Consider the following 14,491-nt stretch of genomic DNA (forward strand, 5'->3'; position numbering starts at 1 on the left):
GATCTGACCCCAGCCGCAGCCGACGGGGTCGGATCCCGCTGCGCAACAACGGGCTCTGACCCCATTCAACGGTCATTCCAACGCGTAGCGCAGCACGAACAGCACCGCCACCAGCCACACCGCCGGGTGCACCTCGCGCCAACGCCCGGTACCGGCCTTCAGCGCTGCATAGGCAATGAAACCAAAGGCCAGGCCATTGGCGATGGAGTAGGTGAACGGCATCGCCAACGCGCACAATGCCGCCGGCACCGATTCGGTCAGATCGCTCCAGTCCACTTCCACCAGCTCGCGCAGCATCAGCCCGGCCACGAACAGCAGGGCAGGGGCGGTGGCATAGCCGGGCACCATCGCCGCCAGCGGCGAGAACAACAGCGCGGCCAGGAACAGTGCCGACACCACCAGCGCGGTCAGGCCGGTGCGGCCGCCCACCTGCACGCCCGAGGCGCTTTCGGCGAAGGCGGTGGTGCTGCTGGTGCCCAGCAGCGAGCCCGCCACGATCGCCGTGCTGTCGGCCAGCAACGCGCGACCGAAGTGCTTCTGCGCACCCGGCAGTTTCAGCAGGCCCGCACGCCCGACCACGCCGTACAGCGTGCCGGTGGCATCGAACACTTCCACCAGCACGAACACCAGCACCACCTGCAGCAGCACCGCGATCGGCGCGCCGCCGTCATGGTGCAGCAGGCCGGGCAGGTCCAGCTGCAGGAAGGTGGGGGCCAGGCTCGGCGGCAGCGACACCAGCCCCTTGAACTGCACATCGCCCAGCGCCCACGCTGCGGCGGTCACCGCCAGGATGCCGATCAGGATCGCCCCGCGCACGCGGCGTGCTTCCAGGATCGCAATCAACAGGAAGCCGCCCAGGGCCAGCAGCGGCGGCGCGGTGTTCAGCGGACCCAGCGCTACCAGAGTGTCTTCGTTGGCAATGATCACGCCCGATTTCTGCAGCGCGATGATCGCCAGGAACAGGCCGATGCCGGCCACGATAGCCGAGCGCAACGACGACGGAATACCGGCCACCAGCCAGGCGCGCACGCCGGTCAGCGATAGCACCAGGAACACCAGGCCGGAAATGAATACCGCTGCCAGCGCCTGCTGCCACGGCAGACCGGCGGCACCGACCACGGTGAAGGCAAAGAACGCGTTCAGGCCCATGCCCGGCGCCATGCCCACCGGGAAGTTGGCGGCCAGCGCCATCACTGCCGAACCCAGCGCCGCTGCCAGGCAGGTGGCAACGAACACCGCGCCGGCATCCATGCCCGTGGTTCCCAGGATTTCCGGGTTGACGAAGACGATGTAGGACATCGTCAGGAAGGTGGTGACACCGGCCAGCAGCTCGGTGCGCACGGTGGTGCCGTGCTGCTGCAGCTGGAACAGGCGTTCGAACAGGGACATGGGGGTTCTCACAACAATTGGGTGTCACCACCAACGGTGGTGACCTACCGAAAGAGAAAGGCCGCGCGAGCGCGGCCTTTCCGGTTGCCTTACTTCAGCGCCTTGAAGCGCAGGCGCTTCGGCGCAGCATCGTCGCCCATGCGGCGGCGCTTGTCTTCCTCGTACTCTCGGTAGTTGCCCTGGAAGAATTCCACGTGCGAATCGCCTTCGAACGCCAGGATGTGCGTGGCGATGCGATCCAGGAACCAGCGGTCATGCGAGATGACGAAGGTGTTGCCCGGGAATTCCAGCAGCGCATCTTCCAGCGCACGCAGGGTTTCGATGTCCAGGTCGTTGGACGGTTCGTCGAGCAGCAGCACGTTGCCACCCTGCAGCAGGGTCTTGGCCATGTGCAGGCGGCCACGCTCACCACCGGACAGCGAACCGACCATCTTCTGCTGGTCCTGGCCCTTGAAGTTGAAGCGGCCGATGTAGGCGCGCGACTGGATCTCGATGCCGTTGATGTTCAGGATGTCCAGGCCGCCAGCGATTTCCTGGAAGACATTGTGGTTGCCTTCCAGTGCGTCGCGGCTCTGGTCCACGTAGGACAGCTTCACGGTCGGGCCGACCACGATCTCGCCCGAATCCGGCTTTTCCTGGCCGGTGATCATCTTGAACAGGGTCGACTTACCGGCGCCGTTGGGGCCGATGATGCCGACGATGGCGCCGGCCGGCACCAGGAAGCTCAGGTCGTCGAACAGCAGGCGGTCGCCGAACTTCTTGGAGACGTTCTTGAACTCCATCACCGCATTGCCCAGGCGCTCGCCCGGCGGGATGAAGATTTCATTGGTCTCGTTGCGCTTCTGGTAATCGACCGACTGCAGCTCTTCCAGGCGGGCCAGACGGGCCTTGCCCTTGGTGCGGCCGCCCTTGGCGTTCTGGCGCGACCACTCCAGTTCCTTCTGGATCGCCTTCTGGCGAGCCTTTTCCTGGTTGTCTTCCTGCTTCAGGCGCTCATCCTTCTGGGTCAGCCAGTCGGTGTAGTTGCCCTTCCACGGAATGCCACGGCCGCGGTCCAGTTCCAGGATCCACTCGGCGGCGTTGTCCAGGAAGTAGCGATCATGGGTGACCGCCACCACGGTGCCGGTGTAGCGCGCCAGGAACTGTTCCAGCCATTCCACCGACTCGGCGTCCAGGTGGTTGGTCGGTTCGTCGAGCAGCAGCATGTCCGGCTTCTGCAGCAGCAGGCGGCACAGCGCCACGCGGCGCTTTTCACCACCGGACAGCTTGCCCACGATGGCATCCCACGGCGGCAGGCGCAGCGCATCGGCGGCCACGTCCAGCTGGTTTTCCAGGGTGTGCGCGTCGCCAGCGGCCAGGATCGCCTCCAGGCGCTCCTGTTCCTTGGCTAGCGCGTCGAAGTCGGCGCCTTCCTCGGCGTAGGCGGCGTACACCGCTTCCAGCGCGGCCTGGGCCTGCAGCACTTCGCCCACGCCTTCCTCCACCGCTTCACGCACGGTCTTGGTCGGGTCCAGTTCCGGTTCCTGCGCCAGGTAGCCGACCTTGATGCCCGGCTGCGGGCGGGCTTCGCCCTCGAAATCGGTGTCCACGCCGGCCATGATCTTCAGCACGGTGGACTTGCCGGCGCCGTTCAGGCCCAGCAGGCCGATCTTCGCGCCCGGGAAGAAGGACAGCGAGATGTCCTTGATGATCTGCCGCTTGGGCGGGACCACCTTGGACACGCGGTTCATGGTGTAGATGTATTGCGAGGACATGAGGTCTCCGTAGGGGCGCGGCCCTGCACCCGTCCGTCAGCGGGAAGATCCCGGACGACAGCGGGCACAGACTGAAATGGAATACCGCCAATTATAGCCGGAACCGCCTGTCACCCGCGCCGCCTTTGGCCCCGGGGCTGGCCGCTGCCTGAATACTGCGTCACATCCTGCGAATCGGAACCGTTTCCAGCCAATATCCGTTCAGACGCAATGCGCAAGATTGGCCTCACCACCCACCCGAGCAGAGGTTTCTCATGCGCATCAACCGAATCATGGCCGGAGCCGTGGCCTCTGTTCTGGCCCTTGGCGCGGTCGCCCCGGCGTTTGCCGACAACGATCACCGTGACCGCCGCGAGTGGCGCGAAGACCGCCGTGACGACCGTCGCGAGTACCGCCGCGACGTCCGCGAGGCCCGTCGCGACTACGAACGTGATCGCCGCGATGCCCGCCGCGACTGGAACCGCGACCACGACCGCCGCTATTACCACCCGGCGCCGCCGCCGCGCGTGGTGTATCGCCCCGGCTATGGCCCGGGCCCGGGTTACGGTTGGCAGCGCGGGCACCGCTACCGCGATTACTACCGTGGCCCGATCTACGTGGTGAACGATTACCCGCGTTACCACCTGCGTCGCCCGCCGTACGGCCACCACTGGATCCGCGACGACCGCGGCAACATGCTGCTGGTGGCCGTGGCCACCGGCATCATCGCCGACTACATCATCAACAACCGCTGATGCAGCAACGGGGTCGGAGCCCTTCCCTGCGGGAAGGAGTCCGACCCCACCATCCCGGGGTCGGACCCTTTTCCAGCGGAAAAGGCTCCGACCCCTTTCAGCACTTAGAACGCTACCGACAGATCCAGCTGTGCGCCGACATCGCGCTGGCCATCACCGCGCTGCCCCTGCATCTGCAGCGACAGACGGCTGTTGTCGGTCGGGCTGACCGCCACGCCCAGCTGGGCCAGCGCGCTGCGGCGGGCCAGCGGCGCGGCGGCAATGCCGAAGTCCTGCGTACCTTCCACGAAGCGCGCGGTGGCCTGCGGCAGGCGATCACCACCGGCCACCTGCCAGCCCACGCGCGCGGTCAGTGCCGCACGGTCACGCTGGCCGCCACTGATGTCCCAGTCCGCGCGCAGCGCGGCCAGGCCGGTGCGGTAGCGGGCGGTTTGGCCATCCAGCTGCAGGGCACTGTGCCCGCCGTGTTCCTGGCTGCCTTCGCTGCGCAGGCGCACCTGGGCCAGTTCCAGTTCCGGGGTCAGTTGCAGGCGCGGACCGCCGAAGGTCCAGCCAGCACGCAGGAAGGCGCTGGTGCCGGTGGCGTCTTCGCGCGCGGCCAGGCCTTCGGACAGCGTGCTGCCCACCTGCGCGGTGCGGCTGCTGTCGGTGCGGTAGTCGGCGCGGCTGACGCCCGCACGCAGGCTCAGGCCCTGCCAGCGGTACTGACCGTACACGCCGTACTCGGTGCTGTCAGTCTCGGCGCGTGCATCGCGCTGGGCCAGGCGGCTGACCAGCTGCTGCTGGCCTGCGGCCACACCCAGTTCCAGTGCATCGCCGAACATCCAGCCGGCACCGGCCATCAGCCCGTGCTGCGAACTGCGCAGCCCGGCGTTCTGCGCGCTGGCATCGGTACGCCGCTGGCTGCTGCTGCCGGCCACCCACGCACGCACGCCCGGGGCAATCTGCCCGGCCATCGCCGCACCATCCAGATGGCGGTCAATGCCATCGTGCAGGAAGCGGTTCTGCAGCAGGGCGCCACGGTTGGCCGCATGGATCTCGCCGGACAGGCTGTCGAACGCCGGCACCACGTCGGCCACGTCCAGGCGCACCACCGCGTCATAGACCGCGTTGCCATTGCCCAGCGCTTCCACCGCGCCGGCCACGGCCTTCTGGTTGTCATTCACCACAACGTCCGGGAAGGCCAGTTCGATGTCCGGCATCGCGATGTCGTTGCGCTGCATCGTCAGGTAGACGTGGTTGGCGTCGTAATCCAGGATCGGGGCCAGGAACGCCAGGGTGCTGCTGGCGCCGGTAAATACGCCGGCCACGCCGCCATTGGCGGTCAGCACGGTGTAGCGGGTCGAGGCCTGCCAGTCGCCTTCAGCGGCCACGGCCAACGTGCTGGCATTGCCCAGCGTTGCAGTACCGGTCACCAGCGTGTGGTCGCTGATGCCATTGGCGCTCACATCCACCCGGTACTGGCTGCTGCTGTCGAACGCCAGATCACCCTTCACCTGCAGCTGGCCGATGCCACGTGCCGTCGCACTGCCTGGCGACAGCACGCTGCCGGACAGCAGCTGCACACCGCCCACGCTGCCACGGCCGGTCAGCCAGGCGCCTTGGTCCAGCTTGACCTGGCCACCCAGCAGACCATCCACCTCCAGCTGGCCTTCGCTCACCCAGGCGGTGCCGCTGAAGGCGCTGCTGTCGCCGGTCAGGGCCAAATAATGCCGGCCCTGGCGCAGCACGCCGCTGCCGCTCAGCTGGCCTGCATAGGTCAGCACGCGGGTGGTATCGGTCTGGAACACGCCTGCGCTGCCGATCTCAATGTTGCCGGTCGGCAGCGCATTGCCGACCGCGCGCACCGTGCCACCCAGCACGCGGACCTGGCCGGCGAATGGAGTGCTGCCCAGCACCAGCTCGCCGCTGTCGTGCTTTTCCAATACGGCAGTGGCCGCGCCACTTACGCCACCGGCAAAGATCACGCTGTCACTGCCGGCAATGTGCACGTCGGTGGTACCCAGCAAACGGACGCTGTTGGCCAGGGTGGTCATGTTGACAAGGCCGAGCGACGTGCCGTCGGCGAAGATCAGGCGACCGTTGCCGGCGGCCTGGTTGCCGCCCAGGGACAGCGTGCCCTGGTTGATGATCAGGTCGCCCTCAAAGGTGTTGTCACCCTTCAGCATCAGCACGCCGGCCCCGGTTTTCGCCAGGCCACCACTCCCGCTGATATTGCCTTGGATATCGAGGTTGCCGATCGCATCCAACTGCGAATCGGAGGTTACCCGCATGTCGCTGGAAACCGTGAGCCACCCCGGATTGCGAAGCACTCCGCCGGACAGCTCCAGGTCACCCGTGCCGGCGCCGGTGCTGATGGACGTCAGCAACGAGGTGGTGTCACCCACCGCCAGTACGCCGTTGTTGCTCACCACCAGCCTGCCTTCGCTGCCCGCGGCCGATGCCAGCTGGATCGACCCATTGATGGTCGCCGAAGCGCCGTCACTCACGGTGAAGCGGCCAAGCCCGGCATCGCCCAGCGCCAACGAATTGCTGATCCATTCGCCGCTTGCGCCGCTCAGTAGCACACGTCCGTGGCTGCCAGCAGCTTCGCCCAGGGTCACATCGCTGGCGAAGAAGCGGCTGAAGATGTTGGCCGTGGCATGACCGTTCCGGCCGATCACGGTCTGCGCACCGGTGGTGTTCATGCCGCTGTCGCTGCCGATGGTCAGGGTTGCGGTGCCGCCCTGGTCGGCCATCACCAGTCCGCTGGAATAGACGCCGGCTCCGTTGTAGACCGACAGCGCGCCGGTACCGCCGCGACCCACGGTCAGCAGGCCATTGTTGTACCAGCGCGAGGCGATGTTGTTGACGGTGGCTGTGCCAGTGCCGCCGGCATCACCCACGACGGCCGAATCGCTGCTGACGACCGCGCCGCCCATCACCATCATCTCACCCTGGCCATGCACGCCAACGCCAAGGCTGCCGGTCGTGAGCTCCGATCCGGCCTGGGCCACCTGCAACAGGCCGTCACTGTTGGCGACGTTGCCGATCAGCATCTGGCTGCTGTTGACCTTGCCGCCATTGCTGATCTGCACGCGGCCGTTGCCTGCGTTGCCGACGTAGATCGTGTCTGCTTCCCACAGCGAACCGGCCCCGTCGGCCATCACGAAGCCATCGCTGCCCGGCATCGAGCCTACCCAGGCATTTTTCGTGTACAGGTAGGCGCCGCCCAGCACGGACAGTTCGCCGCTGCCTTCGTGTCCCACGCCGATGTCGTAGTTGATCCGCCACGAAGCGTCTGCGCCGTGGACGATGGCAATGCCCTTGTGGCCGGCGGCAACACCCAGCGTGGCGGTGGCGGTGGTCAAGCCGCCCACACCGGAGATATCCAGCACGGCATCGGCCGAACTGCCGAGGTAGACATGCCAGGACTTGGTATCGGCGGTGGTCAGCCCGACGGTGTACCCGTCGATATAGGCGTAGTTGGTGGAGTTGGTGTCATTGGGCACACCGGCGGTCCAGCTTGACGCGTCGTACCAGTCACCATCGGCGGTGCGAACGGTGTTGACCGCCTGCGCTCCGGCGCTGATGGCCAAGCCAACGGCCAGCGCGAGCAAGGAAGCGCGGCGTGCGGTAGCGGACGTACGACGGGTGGCTGGCGTCAATGCAGCCCTGCAGCTGTGGAACGGATGGATCACGCGATTTTTCCCCTGTTTGGACAGGGCGTATCGGCGGCGATCCGTGGGGCTTTAGGTTTGCTAGCCTAAATTGTTCAGAATTTCAGGGGTTTGAATCACAGTTCATTGAATTGAACTCAAGCACCAAGCGCTGTCCCAAGCGGCCATTCCCTCCTTGGCACGCAGCAGGGCCAGCACATCATGCCATGTACGCGGTGCCAAGCCCCGTTGGCTGCGGTCGCCGCCGCCCCCCGGCGCGCTTACAATTACGGGCCCGCTGTCCCCCTACTGCCTGGAGTGACCGATGTTCCCGCGTGACGTCCGCATCGAAACCTACGATCCCGAACTGGCCAAGGCCATCGCCGCCGAAACCCAGCGCCAGGAAGACCACGTCGAGCTGATCGCCAGCGAGAACTACACCAGCCCGGCGGTGATGCAAGCCCAGGGCAGCCAGCTGACCAACAAGTACGCCGAAGGCTACCCGGGCAAGCGCTACTACGGTGGCTGTGAATACGTGGATATCGCCGAGCAGCTGGCAATCGACCGCCTGAAGCAGCTGTTTGGCGCCGACTATGCCAACGTGCAGCCGCACAGCGGTTCGCAGGCCAACCAGGCCGTGTACTTCGCCCTGCTGCAGCCGGGTGACACCATCCTGGGCATGAGCCTGGCCCACGGCGGCCACCTGACCCACGGTGCCAAGGTCAATGCCTCGGGCAAGCTGTTCAATGCCGTGCAGTACGGCGTGAACGACCAGGGCCTGATCGACTACGACGAAGTCGAGCGCCTGGCCCTGGAGCACAAGCCGAAGATGGTCGTGGCCGGTTTCTCGGCCTACTCGCAGGTGATCGACTGGGCGCGCTTCCGCGCCATCGCCGACAAGGTCGGGGCCTACCTGTTCGTGGACATGGCCCACGTGGCCGGCCTGGTCGCCGCCGGCGTGTACCCCAGCCCGCTGGAACACGCGCACGTGGTCACCTCCACCACCCACAAGACCCTGCGCGGCCCGCGCGGCGGCATCATCGTGGCCAAGGGGGCTGACGAAGACCTGGTCAAGAAGCTGCAGTCGATCGTGTTCCCGGGCATCCAGGGCGGTCCGCTCATGCACGTCATCGCCGGCAAGGCCGTGGCCTTCAAGGAAGCGCTGGAGCCGGGCTTCAAGGCCTACCAGCAGCAGGTGGTGAAGAACGCCCAGGCGATGGCCACCACGCTCATCGCGCGTGGCTACAAGATCGTTTCCGGCGGCACCCAGAACCACCTGATGCTGGTGGACATGATCGGCAAGGACGTGTCCGGCAAGGATGCGGAAGCCGCGCTGGGCAAGGCCCACATCACCGTCAACAAGAACTCGGTGCCGAACGACCCGCGTTCGCCGTTCGTGACCTCGGGCCTGCGCCTGGGCACCCCTGCGGTCACCACCCGCGGTTATGTCGAACAGGACTGCGTGGACCTGGCCAACTGGATCGCCGACGTGCTCGACGCCCCGGCCGATGAAGCTGTCATCGCCCGCGTGCGCGATGCCGTCAGCGCGCAGTGCCGCAAGTACCCGGTCTACGGCTGATCGGGGAGTGGGGTCGGATCCCTTCCCGCAGGGAAGGGCTCTGACCCCGCCACCAGGAACCCCGCGCATGGATGAGCGCCGTCTCAAACACATCTACATCGCCCTGGCGGTGCTGTTCGGCCTGCCCAGCCTGCTGCTGGGCGCGGTCGGCGCCTTCATCGCGGCGATGATGGGCGTGTTCGCCTTCATCCGCGTGGATGCAGACAGCCTGCGCTTCGGCAGCGGCCTGCTGCTGTGGGGCCTGGCCGGACTTTCGGGCCTGCTGGCCTGGGTGATGCTCAGCACATTCTGGCTGCGCGAAGGCTTCGCCGGCCTGCGCGCGGCCTGGTCTGGCTGGTGGTGGCAACTGGCCCTGGGCATGCTGGCCACGCTGCCGATGCTGGTGCTGGCACTGACCTATTTTTCCGAACTGGGCCTGACCGTGTTGAACGGTCTGTTCGCCGGGCCGTCGTTACTGGTGCCTGCCACCGTGCTGTTCTGGCTGCGCTGGCTGGGCCCGCCATCGTCCGCCGCACAGGGCCGCGACCATGCATGAGCGCACGCATCGGCGCATCTACATTGCGCATGGCCTGCTGTTCGGGCTGCCCGCGCTGCTGGCCGGCGGTCTGGTGGCCGGCTTCGGGGTCTATACCTTCCTTACCCGCAGTGCCTTCATGCGCGGCGACGAGGGCACCGTGCTGTTGCTGTGGTCTGCGGCCGGCCTGGCGGGCCTGGTCGGCTGGTTGTGGCTGAGCGTGTGCTACCTGCGGCAGGGCCGCGCGGCCTTGCGGCACGCGCGCGCGCTGCCGTGGATCGGGCTGGCGCTGGGCGGGCTGGCGGCGCTGGGCGTGGTGGGCTATATCGGTTTTGCCTGGGCCACCGGCAGCCCGTGGCAGGTGCTGGGCTACCTGGTGCTGGGGCCGCCGCTGCTGGTGCCCGCAGCGCATCTGCTATGGCTGCGGCATGCCCCGAACACGGTCTGACGTGGACAACTATTTGCCGCCCAAGGGCTTCTCAGGTACCGTTGCGACGCTGCCATGACCGTGGCAGCTCGTTCGTCCCCTGAGCCAGGCGTTCCATGCATTGCCCCTTCTGCCAACATGCCGATACCCGGGTCATCGACTCGCGCGTCTCTGAAGACGGTGCGACGATCCGTCGTCGGCGTGAGTGCGAAGCCTGCAACGAACGTTTCAGCACGCTGGAAACCGTCGAGCTGAAGCTGCCGGCCATCGTCAAGAGCGACGGCACGCGCGAGGCGTTCGACCAGCGCAAGGTCCGCGCCGGCTTCGACCGCGCGCTGCAGAAGCGCGCTGTGCCGGAAGAAAAGATCGAAGCGGCGGTGCGCGCGGTGGTGCATCAGCTGCGCATCAGTGGCGAACGCGAAGTGCCCTCGATCAAGGTGGGCGAGTTCGTGATGAACGAACTGCGCAAGCTCGACCATGTCGGCTATGTGCGGTTTGCTTCGGTGTACCGCAGCTTCGAAGACGTGGCCGATTTCCGCGAGGAGATCGAGAAGCTGGAACGCGACCTGCCGTCCAGCACCGAACAGCTGCAGCTGCTGGGCGATGTGATCGCCCTGACCAAGAAAAAGAAGGGCTGACCGCCACCGCCGTAGTAGGTGCCAACCTTGGTTGGCACAGAGCCATGCCCGGCGGGATCGACGGCGTTACCATGGCGCCATGACCACCCCGTTCTCCGCCCTCGACCACCTGCACATGGCCAACGCTCTGCGCCTGGCCGAGCGTGCCGCTTACACCACCCGCCCCAATCCGATGGTCGGTTGCGTGATCGCCCACGGCGAGCGCGTGGTCGGGCTGGGCTGGCACCAGCGTGCCGGCGGCCCGCATGCCGAAGTGTTCGCGCTGCGCGAAGCGGGCGGTGAGGCGCGTGGCGCTACCGCCTACGTCACCCTGGAACCCTGCGCACACTACGGCCGCACGCCACCGTGTGCGCTGGCACTGATCGAAGCCGGCGTATCGCGCGTAGTCGCTGCCATGCGCGATCCGTTCCCGCAGGTCGATGGCGGTGGCTTCGATCTGCTGCGCGCGGCGGGCATTGACGTCGCCGAAGGTCTGATGGCCGCGCAGGCGCGCGAATTGAACAAGGGCTTCCTGTCGCGGGTGGAACGCAAGCGGCCGTGGCTGCGGGTCAAGCTGGCCGCCAGCCTGGATGGCCGCACCGCGATGGCCGATGGAACGTCGAAGTGGATCACTGGCGCGGCGGCACGCGAAGACGTGCAGCACTGGCGCGCACGCGCAGGCGCCATCCTGACCGGCGCGGACACCGTGCTGGCCGACGACCCGATGCTGACCGTGCGCCTGGCCGACACCGAGGTGCTGCCGCCACTGCGCGTGGTGCTGGATTCGCGCCTGCGCTCGCTGGAATGCAGCCGCGTGCGCGAGGGTGGGGCGCCGACGCTGTACCTGCACGATGCGGCGGTGAGCGCACCGGATGCAGCCGATGCCGAGTTCGCCAGTGTGCCCAGCGTGGATGGGCGGTTGGATCTGGGCGCCGTGCTGGCGCTGCTGGCCGAGCGCGGCATCAACGAAGTGCATACCGAAGCTGGTGCCACCCTGGCCGGTGCGCTGCTGCGCGGCGGCTGGGTGGATGAGCTGCTGCTGTACCAGGCGCCTACCTTGCTGGGCGACAACGGTCGACCGCTGTTGGCCGGCCTGGGCATCGAAGCGATGGAGCAGCAGCGTCGCTTGCGTGTGGTCGATCAGCGCCAGGTAGGCCAGGATCTGCGGTTGCTGCTGCGCGCGTGATGCCGTGACATCCATCCACGCTTGGCGTGGATCTACTCGTCTTCCAGCAGCGCCATCGGCACCGTCGATTGCAGTACCTGCCTGAGCGAAACCATGGTCATTCCATCGGGGAAGTAGCCGGTGGCATCAGAGCCAGAGACTGATGCGCTGCCGGTATATGTGCGTGTGGGCGCGCTCCGCAATGCTTCGATCACCAGGCGCATGGCCTGTGCGTCATCGCCACGTATCTGTTGGCGGACGACAGGGTCGGCAAGCATGCCGCTGTCCAGGTCCCACGCAGGCACCTGGCAACTGAAGTTGACGGTGACTTCGTTATTGGCAGTGTGAGCCTCGGGACCGGTGCCAGCGTCGTGACCGGTGGCTCGGCAGCGGCTGCGCGCATACGTTGCCGTCATCAGTTCACCATACTCGGCTGCAAGCGAAGCAGGGATGTTCCGGCTCGGTGCCTCTCTGCTGACAAGTTCAACGATGTCCGGCACCATGCTGGCCAGCCGGGAAATCATCTCGTCCGACAGGAATGCGTCCGCAGGCCTTGCCGCACGAAGCGCGTTGGCAGCCTGGGTGTCGCTTTCCAGTGCCGTCCGCGCGTACAGATCGAACGCCTGCTCAGGACTCAGCCGATCATCAGGGGCGGCTTGAACGGTGGCAGGAACGGACAGCAGCAAGGCAAGGCATCGCAGCAGCATTGTGGAATCCAGCAGAGGCAGGGAAGACAGCTTGGTTCAGACGTAACTGCGTTTCCATGCAATTTGTCCTAAAAGCCTGCAGCGATCAGTCGATCGCACAACGTCCCAAGGCGCCTGCTCCATCCTCGCCAGCGTCCCATGCATCCAGGGGTATCAACGCCGTGAGCACGACCCTGGACAGCTGCAGCCAGCGGCCGTCGTTACTCGGGCAGCAGCAGGCGCTCCACCCACACGTGCAGTGGGGGCAGATCCTGCGGTATCCAGAGATCGCCGTCGCTGTTGCGTGCCAGGATCACCTGGTAGGTCTGTGCGCGGCGGGGCGCTTGCTGCAGGCGGGTGCTGGCCGCGCGTACATCCGGCTGCGCGTCGTGCTCGCTCCCCGCATCGGCCGGCGAAGTATCGCCTTGCGCGGCCGCATCAGGCATCTGGCAGGTGTAATCAACGATGGCGATCTGCAGGCCGTCGTTGCCCCTGCGCTGGCTGCCCGCGCTGCGGCACTGGGTCTGCCGCAGTGCCAGCGCGACCTGTCGTGACAGCTCGCGGCCCAGCCGGGTGCGCGCGTCGTCAGCCGGCGCATCGCCCAGCACCATCCGGTCCACTGCATCTTCCCAGCGTTCACTGCGCAGCAGCGCGCCCGTCAGTTCCGAGACCTGCGCGGCGGCATCTGCATCGCTCTCCAGCATGAAACGCGCGAACAGATCAAAGCTCTGTTCCGCCGTGGGAAGCGCAGGCTGAGCGGGCGCAGAGAACGCCATGAACAACAGGGCAAGTGGCAGGCGTGACAACGGAGATGCTCCTTGACAGGAAAACATCGGACGCGGCGTCAGTCCGCGTCGTCGGGCAGGTGCTCGTTCGATTCAACGAATGGCAGGAAGAGATCGGCCACTGGCGACCAGCGGCCCAGGGTTGGCCATGCAGCAGTATCGGCCGCAACAGGGGCCAGCAGCGCAGCCGCCAGCCCCCAGCGATTCAGCGCCGACACGTCACGCGCATTCGTCGGTCCACATCATTTCCGCCATCGGGCGCAGTGCCTTGCATTCCTGCGTCATTGCCTCGGCGGACTGCACCTGCGCCTTGGCCTTCAGTTCTTCGGCCATGGCATCCACGCCACTGATCTGGTCCGGGGCAATCTTCGCCACGCAGCTGCGGTGCTGCTGCAGCAGCAGGTCGCAGCCCGGAACGCCGGTCACCTTCGGTGCATCGGCAGCGGCGGCGTCCTGCATCCATTCGTCGAACGGTGCCAGTGCGCCCACCACCGGGCCGATCAGATCGTCGAAGTTGGCGCTGTACCAGAACGCGCCGTCCTTGGCGGTGTACAGCTTCAGGCTGCCGGTGATCGGCTGGCGCGGGCCGCTCTGCAGGGCCTGGGTGTAGGCCTGGGTGAAGCGGATGCGCGTGGCCGGCGTGCCTTCGGCCAGGCTTTGCGCGAACAGCGGGCGCACGCTGGACAGATCCACCGCTTGGCAGCGGAACTGCACCGTGGCGATCTTCTGGTCATCCACGTATTCGTTGTCTTCCACCTGGCTGCCGGTGGCGCGGCACTGCGAGCCGTGCAGCGCCTTGGCATACATCGCCTCGGCGGCGGCCGGGTCGGCCTTGGCGCCGGCGCCGGCCAGCACCACCTGCCACGGTTCGGCCAGCGCCTTGGCCAGCGCACCGGCCGGCGGGCTCAGCGCGTCTTCGCCGTCGAAGGCCGGCTTCAGCGTTTCGTTCAAGCGGGCGGTGGCGGCCGTGTCATCTTCCAGCAGGGCGCGCGCGTACAGGTCGAAGGTCTGTTCGGGGGTCAGGGCGGCCGGGGCGGCGCCGGCCAGCAACGGGGTGCCGATCAGCGCGGCGGCCAGCAGGGTGCGAAGGGGGGTCTTCATGACGGATTTCCTGTTCCAGAGGCGCGCAAGCCTAGCCCATCGGCATGAAAAAAAACGGGCCCCTTGCGGGGCCCGTTCGATTACACGACGAGGATCGAGCAA

At 66.7% G+C, this 14,491-nt stretch carries 13 protein-coding genes; 6 read left to right on the forward strand and 7 right to left on the reverse strand.

The annotated features are described in order from the left end of the window. Positions 1 to 72: 72 nt before the first annotated feature. Both C1932_RS03220 and ettA read right to left on the reverse strand, forming a co-directional pair. Complete coding sequence (locus C1932_RS03220; protein WP_108761214.1) at positions 73 to 1,389, reverse strand: NCS2 family permease; 1,317 nt, start codon at positions 1,387 to 1,389, stop codon at positions 73 to 75. A gap of 89 nt (positions 1,390 to 1,478) precedes the next feature. Continuing rightward, complete coding sequence (ettA, locus tag C1932_RS03225; RefSeq protein WP_108748493.1) at positions 1,479 to 3,143, reverse strand: energy-dependent translational throttle protein EttA; 1,665 nt, start codon at positions 3,141 to 3,143, stop codon at positions 1,479 to 1,481. A gap of 254 nt (positions 3,144 to 3,397) precedes the next feature. On the opposite strand from ettA, the gene C1932_RS03230 reads away from it, so the two are divergent. After that, positions 3,398 to 3,877: an RcnB family protein gene (locus tag C1932_RS03230; RefSeq protein WP_108761215.1), complete on the forward strand. Its 480-nt coding sequence runs from the start codon at positions 3,398 to 3,400 to the stop codon at positions 3,875 to 3,877. A gap of 104 nt (positions 3,878 to 3,981) precedes the next feature. Here C1932_RS03230 and C1932_RS03235 read toward each other — a convergent pair whose 3' ends face one another. Continuing rightward, the gene (locus tag C1932_RS03235; RefSeq protein WP_159094493.1) at positions 3,982 to 7,455 is read right to left on the reverse strand and encodes an autotransporter domain-containing protein; all 3,474 of its coding nucleotides are present in this window, start codon (positions 7,453 to 7,455) and stop codon (positions 3,982 to 3,984) included. 385 nt (positions 7,456 to 7,840) lie between these two features. Between C1932_RS03235 and glyA the strand changes: the two genes are divergently transcribed. The 5 genes from glyA to ribD all read left to right on the forward strand — a co-directional run bounded on the left by glyA (position 7,841) and on the right by ribD (position 11,838). Continuing rightward, positions 7,841 to 9,094: a serine hydroxymethyltransferase gene (gene glyA / locus C1932_RS03240; RefSeq protein WP_108761217.1), complete on the forward strand. Its 1,254-nt coding sequence runs from the start codon at positions 7,841 to 7,843 to the stop codon at positions 9,092 to 9,094. 67 nt (positions 9,095 to 9,161) lie between these two features. Continuing rightward, positions 9,162 to 9,629, forward strand: a complete 468-nt coding sequence (locus C1932_RS03245) for a hypothetical protein (protein ID WP_108761218.1) — start codon at positions 9,162 to 9,164, stop codon at positions 9,627 to 9,629. Continuing rightward, positions 9,622 to 10,056, forward strand: a complete 435-nt coding sequence (locus tag C1932_RS03250; protein WP_108761219.1) for a hypothetical protein — start codon at positions 9,622 to 9,624, stop codon at positions 10,054 to 10,056. Before C1932_RS03245 ends, C1932_RS03250 begins: the two co-directional genes overlap by 8 nt. 95 nt (positions 10,057 to 10,151) lie before the next feature. Further along, positions 10,152 to 10,673, forward strand: a complete 522-nt coding sequence (gene nrdR, locus C1932_RS03255) for a transcriptional regulator NrdR (RefSeq protein ID WP_108748499.1) — start codon at positions 10,152 to 10,154, stop codon at positions 10,671 to 10,673. Positions 10,674 to 10,752: 79 nt separating this feature from the next. Continuing rightward, the gene (ribD, locus tag C1932_RS03260; RefSeq protein ID WP_108761220.1) at positions 10,753 to 11,838 is read left to right on the forward strand and encodes a bifunctional diaminohydroxyphosphoribosylaminopyrimidine deaminase/5-amino-6-(5-phosphoribosylamino)uracil reductase RibD; all 1,086 of its coding nucleotides are present in this window, start codon (positions 10,753 to 10,755) and stop codon (positions 11,836 to 11,838) included. 32 nt (positions 11,839 to 11,870) lie between these two features. Here the strand turns inward: ribD and C1932_RS03265 are convergent, their stop codons facing one another. From C1932_RS03265 to C1932_RS03275, 4 genes are all read right to left on the reverse strand, one after another. After that, positions 11,871 to 12,524 (reverse strand): hypothetical protein, encoded by a 654-nt coding sequence (locus tag C1932_RS03265; protein ID WP_108761221.1) that lies wholly within the window; start codon positions 12,522 to 12,524, stop codon positions 11,871 to 11,873. Between the two features lie 200 nt (positions 12,525 to 12,724). Further along, positions 12,725 to 13,309 (reverse strand): hypothetical protein, encoded by a 585-nt coding sequence (locus C1932_RS03270; RefSeq protein WP_159094494.1) that lies wholly within the window; start codon positions 13,307 to 13,309, stop codon positions 12,725 to 12,727. A gap of 38 nt (positions 13,310 to 13,347) precedes the next feature. Then, a complete protein-coding gene (locus tag C1932_RS19785; protein ID WP_159094495.1) occupies positions 13,348 to 13,506 on the reverse strand; it encodes a hypothetical protein in 159 nt (52 codons plus the stop codon). A 1-nt stretch (position 13,507) separates the two neighbouring features. Then, complete coding sequence (locus tag C1932_RS03275) at positions 13,508 to 14,389, reverse strand: hypothetical protein (protein ID WP_108761223.1); 882 nt, start codon at positions 14,387 to 14,389, stop codon at positions 13,508 to 13,510. Between the last annotated feature and the right edge of the window lie 102 nt (positions 14,390 to 14,491).

The organism is Stenotrophomonas sp. YAU14D1_LEIMI4_1 (assembly GCF_003086815.1).
Classification (GTDB): Bacteria; Pseudomonadota; Gammaproteobacteria; order Xanthomonadales; family Xanthomonadaceae; genus Stenotrophomonas.